Source organism: Cellulomonas sp. SG140 (genome assembly GCF_025770785.1).
Taxonomy (GTDB): domain Bacteria; phylum Actinomycetota; class Actinomycetes; order Actinomycetales; family Cellulomonadaceae; genus Cellulomonas.
The window spans coordinates 129,427-142,827 of sequence record NZ_JANZLA010000006.1; the positions used below are offsets into that span (position 1 = coordinate 129,427).

Sequence of the window (13,401 nt, forward strand, 5' to 3'; positions counted from 1 at the left end):
GTGCGCTCAGACGTTGAAGCGGAACTCCACCACGTCGCCGTCGGCCATCACGTACTCCTTGCCCTCGATCCGCGCCTTGCCGGCAGCGCGCACCGCCGCGACGGACCCGGCCTCGACCAGGTCCACGTAGCTGATCACCTCGGCCTTGATGAAGCCCTTCTGGAAGTCCGTGTGGATCACCCCGGCGGCCTGCGGCGCCGTCCAGCCCTGGTGGATGGTCCACGCGCGGGCCTCCTTGGGGCCGGCGGTGAGGTACGTCTGCAGGCCGAGGGTGTGGAAACCGACGCGGGCCAGCTGGTCCAGCCCGGACTCCTCCTGGCCGTTGGCGGCGAGCATCTCGCGCGCCTCGTCCGGCTCGAGCTCGACCAGCTCGGCCTCGAACTTCGCGTCGAGGAAGACGGCGTCGGCGGGCGCGACGGCGGCACGCAGCCGCTGCTGCATCGCGGTGTCGGCGAGACCTTCGTCGTCGGTGTTGAACACGTAGATGAACGGCTTCGTCGTGAGCAGGCCGAACTCCGCGAGCGCTGCCACGTCCACCCCGTCGGCCAGCGAGAGCGGACGACCCTCCTCGAGCACCGACTGCGCCTGCTGCGCCGCAGCCAGGGATGCGGCGTCGACCCGCTTGAGGCGCACCTCCTTCTCCAGGCGCGGCACCACCTTCTCCAGCGTCTGCAGGTCCGCGAGCGCCAGCTCCGTGTGGATCGTCTCGATGTCGGCCAGCGGCTCGACGCGACCCTCGACGTGCACCACGTCCGGATCGGCGAACGCCCTGGTCACCACGCAGATCGCGTCGGCCTCGCGGATGTTGGCCAGGAACTTGTTGCCCAGCCCCTCGCCCTCGCTCGCACCCTTGACGATGCCGGCGATGTCGACGAACGACACGGTGGCCGGGATCGTCCGCTCGGAGCCGAACACGCGGGCAAGCTCGGTCAGCCGGGGATCCGGCAGCGGGACCACGCCGACGTTGGGCTCGATGGTCGCGAACGGGTAGTTGGCGGCGAGCACCTGGGCCTGGGTCAGTGCGTTGAAGAGGGTGGACTTGCCGACGTTGGGCAGGCCGACGATGCCGATGGTGAGCGCCACGGCGGGAGAGTCTACGGGTCAGGCCATCGCGATCAGCCGGCGGAGCAGGTCGGGAGCGGTGCGGTCGAGGGTCCGACCGCCGAGCCGCACGCCGAGCGCCATCAGTGCGGTACCCACCGTCGGGCCCACCGCGAGGGTCACCCAGCCGAGCCCCTCTCGGTGCCCCGCGACCGACATCACGGCGAGCACGGTGACCGGCGCGCACAGCAGCCCGACCGCCGTCCAGCCGGCGAGCTGCGTGAGCATCGCGGGGACCGTGGCGCCCTGCTGCGTGGAGAACGGGTTCTCCCCTGCCTTCCGCACGCGGTAGACGACGAGTGCCGAGGCGACGGACGAGACCCCGAGGGTCGTGGAGAGAGTGCCCAGTGCGCTGCCGAGCAGCGGCGCGACCGCGTCAGGTCGATGCAGGAACAGCGCGCACGCGACCGTCATGACCGTCACCACCGGTACGCCGAGCACCAGGGCGGCGAGCACCCGGCCCACGCGGTCCACCCCGCCGCGCACCCCCGCGGCGACGTGCACCCAGAACGCCGCACCGTCGAAGCTGATGTCGGAGGAGATCGACCAGCCGAGCAGGAACCCTGCGAGCGGACCCGTAGCCAGCACCAGGCCGCTGCCGATGCCGAGCACGGCGAAGAGCACGGGGAAGATCGGCACGGCCACGACCGCCATGGCGTAGCGGGGATCGCGGACCCAGTAGGTCAGGCACCGGGCCAGCACGGCACCGCGTGGGCTGGCCGGTACGCGGGCGAACCAGCCGAGCCCGCGCTGACGCCGTCCGGCCACGTCGTGCGGCGGGTCCACCAGGGCCCTGGCCAACGACCGGTCCCAGACGAGCACCGCCACCGCGACCGTGGCCAGGGCGATCACCAGCCGCGCCAGCGCCTGCCACCAGCGCCCCGACGCCACGTCGGGCGCCAGGGCCCAGGCCGCCCCGAACGGCGTCCAGCCCACGGCGTGCACCACCGGCGCCGTGTCGGCCGCACGGATGCGGGAGGCGCCCATGGTGAGGCCGGACATCGCCGGGCCGATGAACATCATCGGGATGAGCACCAGGGCGGCGCCGAGCTCGCGCACCCGCCGCCGCACCACGAACCGAGCCAGCGCGGTGGTCAGCGCACGCGATCCGGCGACGCAGGTCGCCACCGCGAGGACGGCGCCCAGCAGGCTCGCGACCAGGGCCGCCGGTTCGCGCCACCACAGGATCGCCGACCCCAGTGCGGCGAGCACCGTCAGCAGCCCGGGCACGCCCACCAGCCCGGAGATCGCCAGGCCGGTGAGCAGGTGCGCCCGCCGGATCGGATAGGGCGCGAAGCGTGCGGGGTCCATCGTGGCGTCGACGCCGAACGCGACGAGCGGCACCACGCACCACGCGAGCACCAGTGCGGCGCCGCCGATGACGGCCACCAGCTCGCGAAGCACCAGCGCCTGGGTGCTGACGTAGACCAGGCCACCGGTCACGGTGACCAGCACGCCGAGCCCGTACAGCAGCGCGAGCACCATGAGCACCACCTGCCAGGCGCTCCGCTTCAGCCCGTTGGCGAGCAGCCTCAGCTTGAGGCGGACGAGGTGCCCAACCACGCCAGTCCCCCGCCCGTGATACGTCCGCCGACCAGCTGCACGAAGCGGTCCTCCAGCGTGCCGCCGCCGCGGACCTCGTCCACCGTGCCCGCGGCCAGCACGTGGCCGCCGGCGATCACCGCGACGTGGTCGCACATCCGCTGGACCAGGTCCATCACGTGCGAGGAGACGATCACCGTGCCACCGGCCGCCACGTAGGCGGCGAGGATGTCCCGGATGTTCGCCGCCGACACCGGGTCGACCGCCTCGAACGGCTCGTCGAGCACCAGCAGCCGGGGCGCGTGCACCATCGCGCACGCCAGCGCGATCTTCTTCGTCATGCCGGCCGAGTAGTCGACCACCAGCGTGTCCGCGTCCCGCTGCAGGTCCATCGTGCGGAGCAGGTCGGCGGTGCGCGCGGCCACCGTGTCGCGGTCGAGGCCGCGGAGCAGACCGGCGTACGTGATCGCCTGCGCGCCGGTCAGACGGTCGAACAGCGGGATGCCGTCGGGCAGCACGCCGAGCAGCGCCTTGCCCCGCAGCGGATCGGCCCACAGGTCGACGCCCTGCACCCACACGCTGCCGAAGTCGGGGCGGAGCAGGCCGGTCGCCATCAGCAGCGTGGTCGTCTTGCCGGCGCCGTTGGGGCCCACCAGGCCGTAGCAGGACCCGGTCGGCACGTCGAGGTCCAGACCGGCGACCGCGATGGTGCTGCCGAACCGCCGCCACAGGCCGCGCAGCACCAGTGCCGGGGGCTCGGCGAGCGGTTGCGCAGGGGCGAGCGGCGGTCGTGGGTCGGGAGGGAGCTGCGGCCCCTGGTTGCCGTCGGGCACGGGCGTCAGCATAGGTGCGGGCACCTACTCGGGTCCGGGGTTCTGGCGCAGCCGCGCCCCGGTGGAGGGACGGGGGACGGCCGCCGTGCGCGCCGCGACCGGCATGTCGGTGGTCGGCGGCACCCTGGCGGCATGGACGTGGGCGCGCTGCTGCTGGGACTGGCGGTCGGGGTCGTGCTGGGGGCGGCCCTCGGCTGGGTGGGGGCGGGCACCCGGGCAGCAGCCCGCGTCCGGGCGGCCGAGGTCTCGGCGGCTCGCTCGGAGGCGGGCTGGGCGGCGGAGCGCACGGCGGCGGCGGCCGCCCGCGCCGACGACGAGCGTGCGGCGGAACGGTTCAAGGCGCTGGCCGCCGACGCCCTGGCCGCGAGCAGCGAGCAGTTCCTCGCGCTGGCGCACCAACGGCTGGCCGCCGAGCACCAGACCCAGGTCGGCGAGCTGGCGCAGCGCGAGCAGGCGGTCCGCGCCCTCGTCGAACCCGTCGGGCGCACGCTGGACCAGGTGCGCGAGCAGCTCCAGCTCGCCGAGCAGGGCCGCGCCGCCGGCCAGGCGGCGCTCGGTGAGCAGGTCCGCGCGATGCACGCGGTGTCCGAGCAGCTGCGCGGTGAGACGGCACAGCTGGTCACCGCCCTGCGCGCGTCCCAGGTGCGCGGCCGCTGGGGCGAGGTCCAGCTGCGACGGGTGGTCGAAGCGGCCGGGATGCTGCCGCACGTCGACTTCGTCGAGCAGGAGAACGTCCGCACCGACGACGGTCTGCTGCGGCCCGACCTGGTGGTGCACCTGGCGGGCGGCAAGAACGTGGTGGTGGACGCGAAGGTCGCGTTCCTGGGCTTCCTCGACGCCGCGCAGGCGTCGGACCCCACCGTGCGGGCCGCGCGGCTGAGCGACCACGCCCGGCACGTGCGCCGGCACGTCGACGACCTGGCGGCCAAGCAGTACTGGGAGCAGTTCGCCCCGGCACCGGAGTTCGTCGTGATGTTCGTGCCCGCCGACGCCTTCTGGCACGCCGCGCTCGACGAGGACCCGGGCCTGGCGGAGTACGCCTTCGACCGGCACGTCGTGGTGGCGACCCCCTCCACGCTGCTGGCCCTGCTCCGGACGGTCGCCTACGCCTGGAAGCAGGACGCGCTGGCCGCCAACGCCCAGGCGGTGCTGTCGCTGGGCAAGGAGCTGCACGGCCGGCTCGCGACGATGGGCTCGCACCTCGCGCGCCTGGGCCGGGCGATCGACGCGACGGCCTCGGCCTACAACCAGACGGTCGGCTCCCTCGAGACACGGGTCCTGGTAAGCGCCCGGCGGTTCGCCGACCTGCACGTCACCGACGCCGAGCTGCCCTCACCCGCGCCGGTCGACCCCCGCCTGACCACGCTGACCGCACCGGAGCTGCTGGCCTCCACCGACGAGCGGCTGGTGGTGCTGGAGCAGGCCGCGCTCGCGGAGGAGGACGGTCGCCGGGATGCCGCCGCGCTGCGCGCCGAGGCGGCCTCCCCGCACGCCGGCCCGACGGAGGTCGCGGGCTGAACCCGGGCGGCCGCGGTGTCGGGTGAACGGCCCGCACGGCCGGACCGACGTGCCGCGACCGAGCGGACCGGCCCCACGTCGGACGAACGCTAGACGCCCTGGACGTCCAGCGAGCGCCGGCCCTCGCGTGCCGGCCGCGTCTCGGCGCCCGCCGCCTTCAGGTCGGCACGCAGCTCCCGCGGCAGCGAGAACATCAGGTCCTCGGTCGCGGTGCGGACCTCTTCGACGTCGCCGAAGCCGAGCTCGGCCAGACGGGTCAGCACGTCCCTGACCAGGATCTCCGGCACCGAGGCGCCGGAGGTGACGCCCACGGTCGTCGCACCGGCCACCCATGCCGGGTCGATCTCCGCGGCGGTGTCGATCCGGTGCGCCGCGCGGGCGCCCGACTCGAGCGCCACCTCGACCAGCCGCACCGAGTTCGACGAGTTCGCCGAACCGACCACCACGACGACGTCGCACGACGGCGCCATCTTCTTCACCGCCACCTGCCGGTTCTGCGTCGCGTAGCAGATGTCGTCGCTCGGCGGGTCCTGCAGCGCGGGGAACCGCTCACGCAGCCGTCGGACGGTCTCCATCGTCTCGTCCACCGACAGGGTGGTCTGCGAGATCCAGACGACGCGCTCGGGGTCGCGCACCTCGACGGCGTCGACGTCGTCCGGGGAGTTGACCACCTGGATGTGCTCCGGCGCCTCCCCCGACGTCCCCTCGACCTCCTCGTGCCCGGCGTGACCGATCAGCAGGATGTCGAAGTCGTCGTCGGCGAACCGCACCGCCTCCTTGTGCACCTTGGTGACCAGGGGGCACGTCGCGTCGATCGTGCGCAGCGAACGAGCGGCCGCCGCGGCGCGCACCGCCGGGGACACACCGTGCGCGGAGAACACCACCCGGGCACCCTCCGGGACGTCGTCGGTGTCCGCGACGAACACGGCCCCGCGGGCCGCCAGCGTGTCGACCACGTGCCGGTTGTGCACGATCTCCTTGCGCACGTACACCGGCGGTCCGTAGTGCTCGAGCGCCTTCTCCACGGCCACCACCGCGCGGTCCACGCCCGCGCAGTACCCACGCGGCGAGGCGAGCAGCACACGCCGGGCCACGTCGGACGACCGGGTCGCCGCACCGGCGTCGGGCACGGCCGGTTCCACGGCCGGTTCCACGGCACGGTCGACGGACGGACGGTGGGGGTTCACCGCACCAGTCTAGGTCGGGGCTCGGGACCGTCCCCGGGCGGCCGGCGGCGGACGCGTGCAGGTGCCGTGGGCGGCATGGGGCAGTCTGGTGACCGTGAGCGCATCGGCCGATCGGGCGGCGGACCAGGCAGCGGAGCGCGCCGTGTTCCCACCGCCCGGCGGCACCGTCCGCCCGCAGGGCCCGGACCTGACGGCCCGCGGGCCGCTCCCCCTCCGCGCCGCAGACACCACGCCGGACCGCCCGTGGCCGGTCCGCCACCTCGCGCCGAAGATCGCCGACTACATCGCCCGGATGCCGCCGGTGTGGGTCGAGGGACAGGTGCTCAACCTCAAGCGGTGGAACTCCCTGTACTTCCTGACGCTGCGGGACACGGACCTCGACATGTCGCTGTCCGTCACCGTCCCGGCCGGCGCGATCGCCTCCGTCGCCGACCGGCTGTCCGACGGCTCGCACCTGGTGGTGCACGCCCGGCCCCGGTACCACGAGAAGCGGGGCGAGCTGACGTTCGCCGCCGACGCCGTCCGGCTGGTCGGCCTGGGCGAGCTGCTCGCGCGGATCGAGCACCTCAAGGGCGTGCTCGGGGCGGAGGGCCTGTTCGACGAGGACCGCAAGCGGCCGCTGCCCTTCCTGCCGGCGGTGGTCGGCCTCGTGTGCGCGCAGCAGGGCGACGCCGAGCACGACGTGGTCTCCAACGCGCGGGCCCGCTGGGCGGCGGTGCAGTTCGAGATCCGCCGGGTCACCGTCCAGGGCCCTCGCGCGGTGCCCGAGGTGACGGCCGCGATCGCCGAGCTCGACGCCGACCCCCGGGTCGAGGTCATCGTCGTCGCGCGGGGCGGCGGGTCGTTCGAGGACCTGCTCCCGTTCAGCAACGAGGCCCTGGTGCGCGCAGCCGCCGCCTGCCGCACGCCTCTGATCAGCGCGATCGGGCACCACCTCGACTCTCCCCTGCTCGACCTGGTGGCCGACTGGCGCGCCTCGACGCCGACGGATGCCGCGAAGCGGGTGGTCCCCGACGTCACCGAGGAACGCGCCCGCCTGACGCAGGCGCGCCACCGTGCCCGCGCGGCCGTGCTGGGGCGCCTGACCCGTGAGCAGTCGACGCTGGACCACTGGCGTGGGCGGCCGGTGCTGGCACGTCCCGTCACCCTGGTCGAACCGCACCAGCTCGCGCTCGACCGGCTGGTGGACCACGGCCGCCGGACCGTCGGCGCTGCGCTCGCCGAGGCGGGGATCGCCACGGCGCGGCTCGCCGCACAGGTGCGCGCGCTGTCACCCGCGGCGACCCTCGACCGCGGGTACGCGGTGGTGCAGCGCGCCGACGGCGCCGTGGTGCGCGACCCGGCGGAGGTGGCCGACGGCGATCCGCTCGCGGTCCGCGTGGCCCGCGGTCGGTTCGCGGTGACGGTCTCGACGCCCGCGACGGCTACGCAGCCGGACGGGGCGGGCACGCGCCCTCGCACGCCCCGTCGGTGAGGGCTGGTTGACTTCTCCCGTGCCGAAGCCAGCCGTACCGCCGACCGATCCGAACGCCGACGTGCAGGGCCTGGGGTACGAGCAGGCGCGGGACGAGCTGGTGGCCGTCGTCGCGCGGCTCGAGAGCGGCGCCGGCTCCCTCGAGGAGGCCCTGGCGCTGTGGGAGCGCGGCGAGGCGCTGGCCGCCCGGTGCCAGCAGTGGCTCGACGGTGCGCGGGAGCGCCTGGCCACCGCGGCGGCACCCCGAGGCGCAGGTCAGACGGGTACGGCCGGCGCGGCCGGCGTGCAGGACGAGCGGCCGCAGCAGCAGGCCGGTACCGACGACGAGGGCGGGGACGACGAGTGAACGACGCACGGGCGCTGGTGATCGGCGAGGCGCTGGTGGACGTGGTGGTGCGCGAGGACGGCAGCCGTGAGGAGCACCCCGGCGGCAGTCCCGCGAACGTGGCCCTCGGCCTCGCCCGGCTGGGCCGCGAGGCGGACCTGCTGACGTGGCTGGCGCCCGACGCTTACGGCGACCGCGTCCGTGAGCACCTCGTCGCGTCCGGGGTGCACGTGCTCACCGCACCGGTGCACGCGACCCGCACCCCGGTCGCCCTCGCCCGTCTCGACGCGACGGGTGCCGCGACGTACGAGTTCGACCTGGAGTGGGACCTGCCCGCGACGTGGGACGGCGACGACGTCGACCCGATCGTGGTGCACACGGGCTCGATCGCCACGACGTTGCAGCCCGGCGGTGCCGCCGTGGCGCGACTGGTCGAGGCGCGCCGCGCCACGTCCACCATCAGCTACGACCCCAACATGCGTCCGGCGCTGATGGGCTCGCCCGCAGTGACGCTGCCCGTGGTGGACGCCCTCGTGGCCGCGGCCGACGTGATCAAGGTGAGCGACGAGGACCTGCTCTGGCTGCACCCCGACGAGGCGCCGGACGACGTCGCGGCCCGCTGGGCGAAGGCCGGACCGGCCGTCGTGGTGGTGACGCACGGGGGTGAGGGTGCGTTCGCCGTCACGTCCACCGGTCTCCGGGTGCAGATCGTCGCTCCACGCGTCACAGTGGCGGACACGGTCGGTGCCGGGGACTCGTTCATGAGCGGCCTGATCGACGGCCTGTGGACGGCCGGGCTGCTGGGCGCCGACCGGCGCGAGGCGCTGCACCAGATCGACGAGGGGACGCTGACGGCTGTGCTCGAGCGGTGCGCGCGGATCGCCGCGATCACCGTCTCGCGGGCCGGGGCCAATCCCCCGACTGCCGCGGAGGTGGACGCATGACGAGCACGACCGACCGACCGACGACGCCCGGCGAGGCCTGGGCCGCGCTGCTCGAGGGCAACGAGCGGTTCGTGCGAGGCGAGATGGTGCACCCGTCGCAGGACGCGGCGCACCGTGCCGCCCTCAGCTCGAGCCAGCAGCCGTTCGCCGTCGTGTTCGGCTGCTCGGACAGCCGGGTCGCGGCCGAGATCGTGTTCGACCAGGGGCTCGGTGACGCGTTCGTCGTGCGGACGGCCGGCCACGTGATCGACACCACCGTGCTCGGCTCGATCGAGTTCGGCGTCGAGGTGCTCGGCACGCCGCTGGTCGTGGTGCTGGCGCACGACAAGTGCGGGGCGGTGGCTGCCGCCGCCAAGACGCTCGCCAGCGGTGAGCAGGCGCCGGGGTTCGTCCGGGCGGTGGTCGACCGGGTGATCCCGAGCATCGTCGGCCTCACCAGCACCGGGAAGCCGCTCGACTCCTTCGACGCCGCAGAGCTCGGGCACGAGCACGTGCGGCAGACCGCGCACATGCTGAACGACTACTCGGCGGTGCTGTCCCGGCGGACGGCCGACGGCAGCTGCGCGATCGTCGCCGTGGAGTACACGTTGGAGGACGGCCGCGCGAAGCTGGTGGAGACGGTCGGCCGCCTCGACTGACCTGGGCTGATCCGCGCACACTGTGCGCGTGCACAGCCTGAATACCCGCACAGATCTCACCTCTCGATCGTCGCCAGGGCGCCGCTGACTGGGGAACGTGTACAGTCCCCGGCAGCCCTGGCGACGTCGTCCCCCGGGGCGGGTCACCTCGGCGCCGTTCGCGCTGACCGGGTGGCAGCAGTGGTCGCACCCGTCGGTCCCGGTGCAGGTCGGTGCCGACGGCGCCGTCACGGTGACGGTGACCGGCTCGCTGTCCGGCGGCGCCTGGGGTGCCGTGGACGAGGTGCAGCTGGTGCGGGCGCACCCGACGGTGGACCGACAGCGCTGAAGGCCCTGGTCGACCGCGCGACGGCGGTGGACCAGGCGCGGTGCACGCCGCCGACTGCGCGGGCGCTGCAGCGGGCGATCGAGATCGGCCAGGTGGTGCTGGAGGCGCAGTCGTCGGCCGCCGACGTGGTGGACCGCGCTCAGCAGGTGCTGACGGCAGCCCTCGACGCCCTGCGGCCCCTCGGCGGCGGGCGCTGACCCGACGGCCGCGGCCGGACCGGTCTCCACGCCGGTCCGCCGCGGCCACCGCCGTCCTCGCGGCGCGGTCGTGGGCCGTTGCGGCGCCTGCGGCAAGATGGGTCCATGACCCCCACCACCGGCAGTGCCGCCGTGCCCGCGGACGCGGGCTTCCGCATCGAGCACGACACGATGGGCGAGGTGCGCGTCCCCGCCCACGCCCTGTACCGCGCCCAGACGCAGCGCGCGGTGGAGAACTTCCCGATCTCCGGCAGCACCCTCGAGCGGGGTCACATCGAGGCGCTCGCCCGCATCAAGAAGGCCGCCGCGCGCGCCAACGTCGAGCTCGGCGTGCTGGCCGGGGACGTCGCCGACGCGATCGTGGCCGCAGCCGACGAGGTGGCCTCGGGTGCGCACGACGAGCACTTCCCGGTGGACGTCTACCAGACGGGCTCCGGCACCAGCTCCAACATGAACACCAACGAGGTGATCGCCACGCTGGCGACCCGGGCGCTGGGCCGCGAGGTCCACCCGAACGACCACGTCAACGCCTCGCAGTCGTCCAACGACGTGTTCCCCACCTCCGTGCACGTCGCGGCGACCGCCGGCGTGGTGCGCGACCTGGTGCCCGCCCTCGAGCACCTCGCGGCGGCGTTCGAGGCGAAGGCCACCGCCTGGGCCGACGTGGTGAAGTCCGGCCGGACCCACCTGATGGACGCCACGCCCGTCACGCTCGGCCAGGAGTTCAGCGGCTACGGCGCCGCGATCCGGTACGGCGTCGAACGCCTGCAGGCCGCTCTCCCCCGGGTCGCCGAGGTCCCGTTGGGCGGCACCGCCGTGGGGACCGGCATCAACACACCGGCCGGCTTCCCGCAGCGGGTGATCGCCCTGCTGCGGGAGGACACCGGCCTGCCTCTGACGGAGGCGCGCAACCACTTCGAGGCGCAGGGCGCCCGGGACGGGCTGGTGGAGCTGTCGGGCGCGCTGCGCACCATCGCCGTGAGCCTGACGAAGATCTGCAACGACCTGCGCTGGATGGGCTCCGGCCCCAACACGGGCCTGGGCGAGATCGCCATCCCGGACCTGCAGCCCGGGTCGTCGATCATGCCCGGCAAGGTGAACCCCGTGGTGCCCGAGGCGACGCTGATGGTGGCGGCCCGGGTGGTGGGCAACGACGCGACGGTCGCCTGGGCCGGTGCGAGCGGTGCCTTCGAGCTCAACGTGCAGATGCCGGTCATGGCCTCGGCGGTGCTCGAGTCCATCCGCCTGCTGTCCAACGCCTCCCGCGTGCTGGCGGACCGCACGGTGGACGGCATCACGCCGAACGTCGAGCGGTCCCGCGCGCTCGCCGAGTCGTCGCCCTCGATCGTCACGCCCCTCAACCGGGTGGTCGGTTACGAGGCGGCCGCGAAGATCGCCAAGCACGCCGTCAAGGCGGGCATCACCGTCCGCCAGTCGGTGATCGACCTCGGTTTCGTCGAGCGCGGAGAGGTCACCGAGGAGCAGCTCGACACGGCGCTCGACGTGCTGGCGATGACGAGGCCGCCGCAGACCCGCTGAGCGCAGCTGCGGCCCGGCCGCCCGCAGAGGGCGCCGGGCCGCGGCCGTTCGGCGGCCGGGCCTCTCCGGCCCGCAGCCGTGCCGCCAGCGGACCCCTCAGGCCGCAGCCGCCGCCGGCGCCTCGTCCGGCACGCTGCGCCGCTGCGCGCGCTGACCGTGCATCAGCAGCGCGGACACCAGCCCGAGCGCGAACACCGCGACCGCCAGCAGCATCGTCTCCGCCACGGCGGTGGCGAAGCCGTGGTGCACGGCCTGGAGCGCCGCGGCCTTGATCTGGTCGGCGACCGCCGGCGGCACCGACGAGGGCAGTTGCGGGGCGGAGGCGGACCCGGACGAGAACGCGGATCCCGACAGGTGCGAGAACCGGTCGAGGAACTGGCCCCGCACCGCCTCGGGGAGCGACGCCGCCGCGTCCTTCGCCGCCGCCGGCACCGTGTGACCGAGCCGCGACGTCAGCATCGCCACGATGGCCGCTGACCCGATCACGCCGCCGATCTGGCGGTTGGTGTTGAACGCGCCCGCACCCGCGCCCGCCGTCCGGTGGTCCAGGCCGCTGGTCGCCAGGTTGGCGAGCGGGGAGAACACGCAGGACGTGCCGAGCCCGAAGAACGCCATGGGCAGCAGCAGCCGCCAGGGCGAGCGGTCGGGGTCGATCCACTGCGACACCCAGGTGATCGAGACGATGAACATCACGAAGCCGAAGGTGACCACCCACTTGGGCGGGATGCGGTCGGACAGCCGACCGGCGATCGGCGCCACCACCCCGGACACCAGCGAGGACGGCAGCCCGACCAGCGCCGCGTGCAGCGGCGAGAGTCCGGCGACCTCCTGCAGGAACAGCGTGAACGGGAAGAAGATGCCGATCATCGCGAAGCCGACCGCCGCGCCGGACACGTTGGCCAGCAGGAAGTTCCGGTTGCGGAACAGCCGCATCGGCAGCAGCGCCTCCTCGCCCCGCCGCACCTGCAGCCAGCCGAAGACCAGCAGCACCGCCACCCCGACGCCGATCACGCCCCAGACGGTGACCGGTCCGCGGATGGTGCCCCAGCTGTACGTCGACCCCTCCTGCAGGCCGAACACCAGCAGGAACATCCCGCCGACCGACATCACCATGCCGAGCAGGTCCACCGAGCGCACGTGCCGCTCGAGCGACGGCAGCCGCGTGAGGGCGAACCAGAGGGCGACCAGCCCGACCGGCACGTTGACGTAGAAGATCCACTCCCAGCCGACCGACTCCACCAGGATCCCGCCGAGCAGCGGGCCGGTGATCGTCGCGACACCGGCCACCGAGCCCCAGATCCCGAGCGCGGCACCGCGCTGCTGCGGCGGGAAGACGCGCGTGATCATCGACATGGTCTGTGGCGTCATCAGCGCGCCGCCGATGCCCTGCACCGCGCGGGCGGCGATCAGCAGGCCGATGGACCCCGACAGACCGCACGCCAGCGAGGACAGCGTGAACACCACCAGGCCGGCGATGAACACCGGCTTGGGGCCGAACGTGTCCCCCATCCGGCCGGTGACCAGCAGCAGCACGGCGAACGTCAGCAGGTAGGCGCTGTTCACCCACCCGACCGTGGTCAGGTCGGCCCCGAACGACTTCACCAGCGTCGGCACGGCGATGTTCACGATCGTCGTGTCGACCATGATCATGAAGAAGCCGAGGCACAGGGCCGGCAGGATGCTCCACGGGCTGCGCCCGTGCAGGTCGACGAGCGCGCGTGGCGCGGCGGTGGACTGCCCGTTGCGGGACATGGGACCTTCCTCAGGGGCTGGCT

The 13,401-nt window shown here is 73.9% G+C and carries 13 protein-coding genes; 8 read left to right on the forward strand and 5 right to left on the reverse strand.

Annotated elements, in window-relative coordinates:
* Window positions 1-6: 6 nt before the first annotated feature.
* Genes ychF through N0B34_RS12475 form a run of 3 tightly spaced genes read right to left on the reverse strand, consistent with a single transcriptional unit; the run spans window position 7 to window position 3,488 of the window.
* Window positions 7-1,083: a redox-regulated ATPase YchF gene (gene ychF / locus N0B34_RS12465; RefSeq protein WP_263731722.1), complete on the reverse strand. Its 1,077-nt coding sequence runs from the start codon at window positions 1,081-1,083 to the stop codon at window positions 7-9.
* An 18-nt stretch (window positions 1,084-1,101) separates the two neighbouring features.
* The gene (locus N0B34_RS12470) at window positions 1,102-2,664 is read right to left on the reverse strand and encodes a hypothetical protein (RefSeq protein ID WP_263731723.1); all 1,563 of its coding nucleotides are present in this window, start codon (window positions 2,662-2,664) and stop codon (window positions 1,102-1,104) included.
* A complete protein-coding gene (locus tag N0B34_RS12475) occupies window positions 2,634-3,488 on the reverse strand; it encodes an ABC transporter ATP-binding protein (RefSeq protein ID WP_412175739.1) in 855 nt (284 codons plus the stop codon). The genes N0B34_RS12470 and N0B34_RS12475 overlap by 31 nt, the downstream gene beginning before the upstream one ends.
* A 120-nt stretch (window positions 3,489-3,608) precedes the next feature.
* Here N0B34_RS12475 and N0B34_RS12480 point away from each other — a divergent pair, with 120 nt between their 5' ends.
* Window positions 3,609-4,994 (forward strand): DNA recombination protein RmuC, encoded by a 1,386-nt coding sequence (locus N0B34_RS12480; RefSeq protein WP_263731725.1) that lies wholly within the window; start codon window positions 3,609-3,611, stop codon window positions 4,992-4,994.
* Between the two features lie 89 nt (window positions 4,995-5,083).
* Here N0B34_RS12480 and N0B34_RS12485 read toward each other — a convergent pair whose 3' ends face one another.
* Window positions 5,084-6,136 carry a 4-hydroxy-3-methylbut-2-enyl diphosphate reductase gene (locus N0B34_RS12485; RefSeq protein ID WP_412175750.1) on the reverse strand — a complete coding sequence of 351 codons (1,053 nt, stop codon included), beginning with the start codon at window positions 6,134-6,136 and terminating at the stop codon, window positions 5,084-5,086.
* Window positions 6,137-6,323: 187 nt separating this feature from the next.
* Here N0B34_RS12485 and xseA point away from each other — a divergent pair, with 187 nt between their 5' ends.
* The 7 genes from xseA to N0B34_RS12520 all read left to right on the forward strand — a co-directional run bounded on the left by xseA (window position 6,324) and on the right by N0B34_RS12520 (window position 11,626).
* Window positions 6,324-7,655: an exodeoxyribonuclease VII large subunit gene (xseA, locus tag N0B34_RS12490; protein WP_412175751.1), complete on the forward strand. Its 1,332-nt coding sequence runs from the start codon at window positions 6,324-6,326 to the stop codon at window positions 7,653-7,655.
* A gap of 19 nt (window positions 7,656-7,674) precedes the next feature.
* The gene (locus tag N0B34_RS12495; RefSeq protein ID WP_263731726.1) at window positions 7,675-8,001 is read left to right on the forward strand and encodes an exodeoxyribonuclease VII small subunit; all 327 of its coding nucleotides are present in this window, start codon (window positions 7,675-7,677) and stop codon (window positions 7,999-8,001) included.
* Window positions 7,998-8,924 (forward strand): carbohydrate kinase family protein, encoded by a 927-nt coding sequence (locus N0B34_RS12500; protein WP_263731727.1) that lies wholly within the window; start codon window positions 7,998-8,000, stop codon window positions 8,922-8,924. Before N0B34_RS12495 ends, N0B34_RS12500 begins: the two co-directional genes overlap by 4 nt.
* Window positions 8,921-9,562, forward strand: coding sequence for a carbonic anhydrase (locus tag N0B34_RS12505; RefSeq protein ID WP_263731728.1), 642 nt, complete (start codon window positions 8,921-8,923; stop codon window positions 9,560-9,562). Before N0B34_RS12500 ends, N0B34_RS12505 begins: the two co-directional genes overlap by 4 nt.
* A 97-nt stretch (window positions 9,563-9,659) precedes the next feature.
* Window positions 9,660-9,890, forward strand: a complete 231-nt coding sequence (locus N0B34_RS12510) for a hypothetical protein (RefSeq protein ID WP_263731729.1) — start codon at window positions 9,660-9,662, stop codon at window positions 9,888-9,890.
* 26 nt (window positions 9,891-9,916) lie between these two features.
* Entirely contained in the window at window positions 9,917-10,087 is a 171-nt protein-coding gene (locus N0B34_RS12515; protein ID WP_263731730.1) for a hypothetical protein, read from the forward strand.
* Between the two features lie 105 nt (window positions 10,088-10,192).
* Window positions 10,193-11,626: a class II fumarate hydratase gene (locus N0B34_RS12520; RefSeq protein ID WP_263731731.1), complete on the forward strand. Its 1,434-nt coding sequence runs from the start codon at window positions 10,193-10,195 to the stop codon at window positions 11,624-11,626.
* 96 nt (window positions 11,627-11,722) lie between these two features.
* On the opposite strand, the gene N0B34_RS12525 is transcribed toward N0B34_RS12520, so the two are convergent.
* Complete coding sequence (locus N0B34_RS12525; RefSeq protein ID WP_263731732.1) at window positions 11,723-13,378, reverse strand: DHA2 family efflux MFS transporter permease subunit; 1,656 nt, start codon at window positions 13,376-13,378, stop codon at window positions 11,723-11,725.
* Between the last annotated feature and the right edge of the window lie 23 nt (window positions 13,379-13,401).

Excerpts from the sequence above, each read along its gene's own strand:
- N0B34_RS12475 (WP_412175739.1), bottom strand. The coding sequence starts at position 3,488 with ATGCTGACGCCCGTGCCCGACGGCAACCAGGGGCCGCAGCTCCCTCCC.
- N0B34_RS12480 (WP_263731725.1), top strand. The coding sequence starts at position 3,609 with ATGGACGTGGGCGCGCTGCTGCTGGGACTGGCGGTCGGGGTCGTGCTG.
- N0B34_RS12505 (WP_263731728.1), top strand. The coding sequence starts at position 8,921 with ATGACGAGCACGACCGACCGACCGACGACGCCCGGCGAGGCCTGGGCC.
- N0B34_RS12520 (WP_263731731.1), top strand. The coding sequence starts at position 10,193 with ATGACCCCCACCACCGGCAGTGCCGCCGTGCCCGCGGACGCGGGCTTC.
- N0B34_RS12525 (WP_263731732.1), bottom strand. The coding sequence starts at position 13,378 with ATGTCCCGCAACGGGCAGTCCACCGCCGCGCCACGCGCGCTCGTCGAC.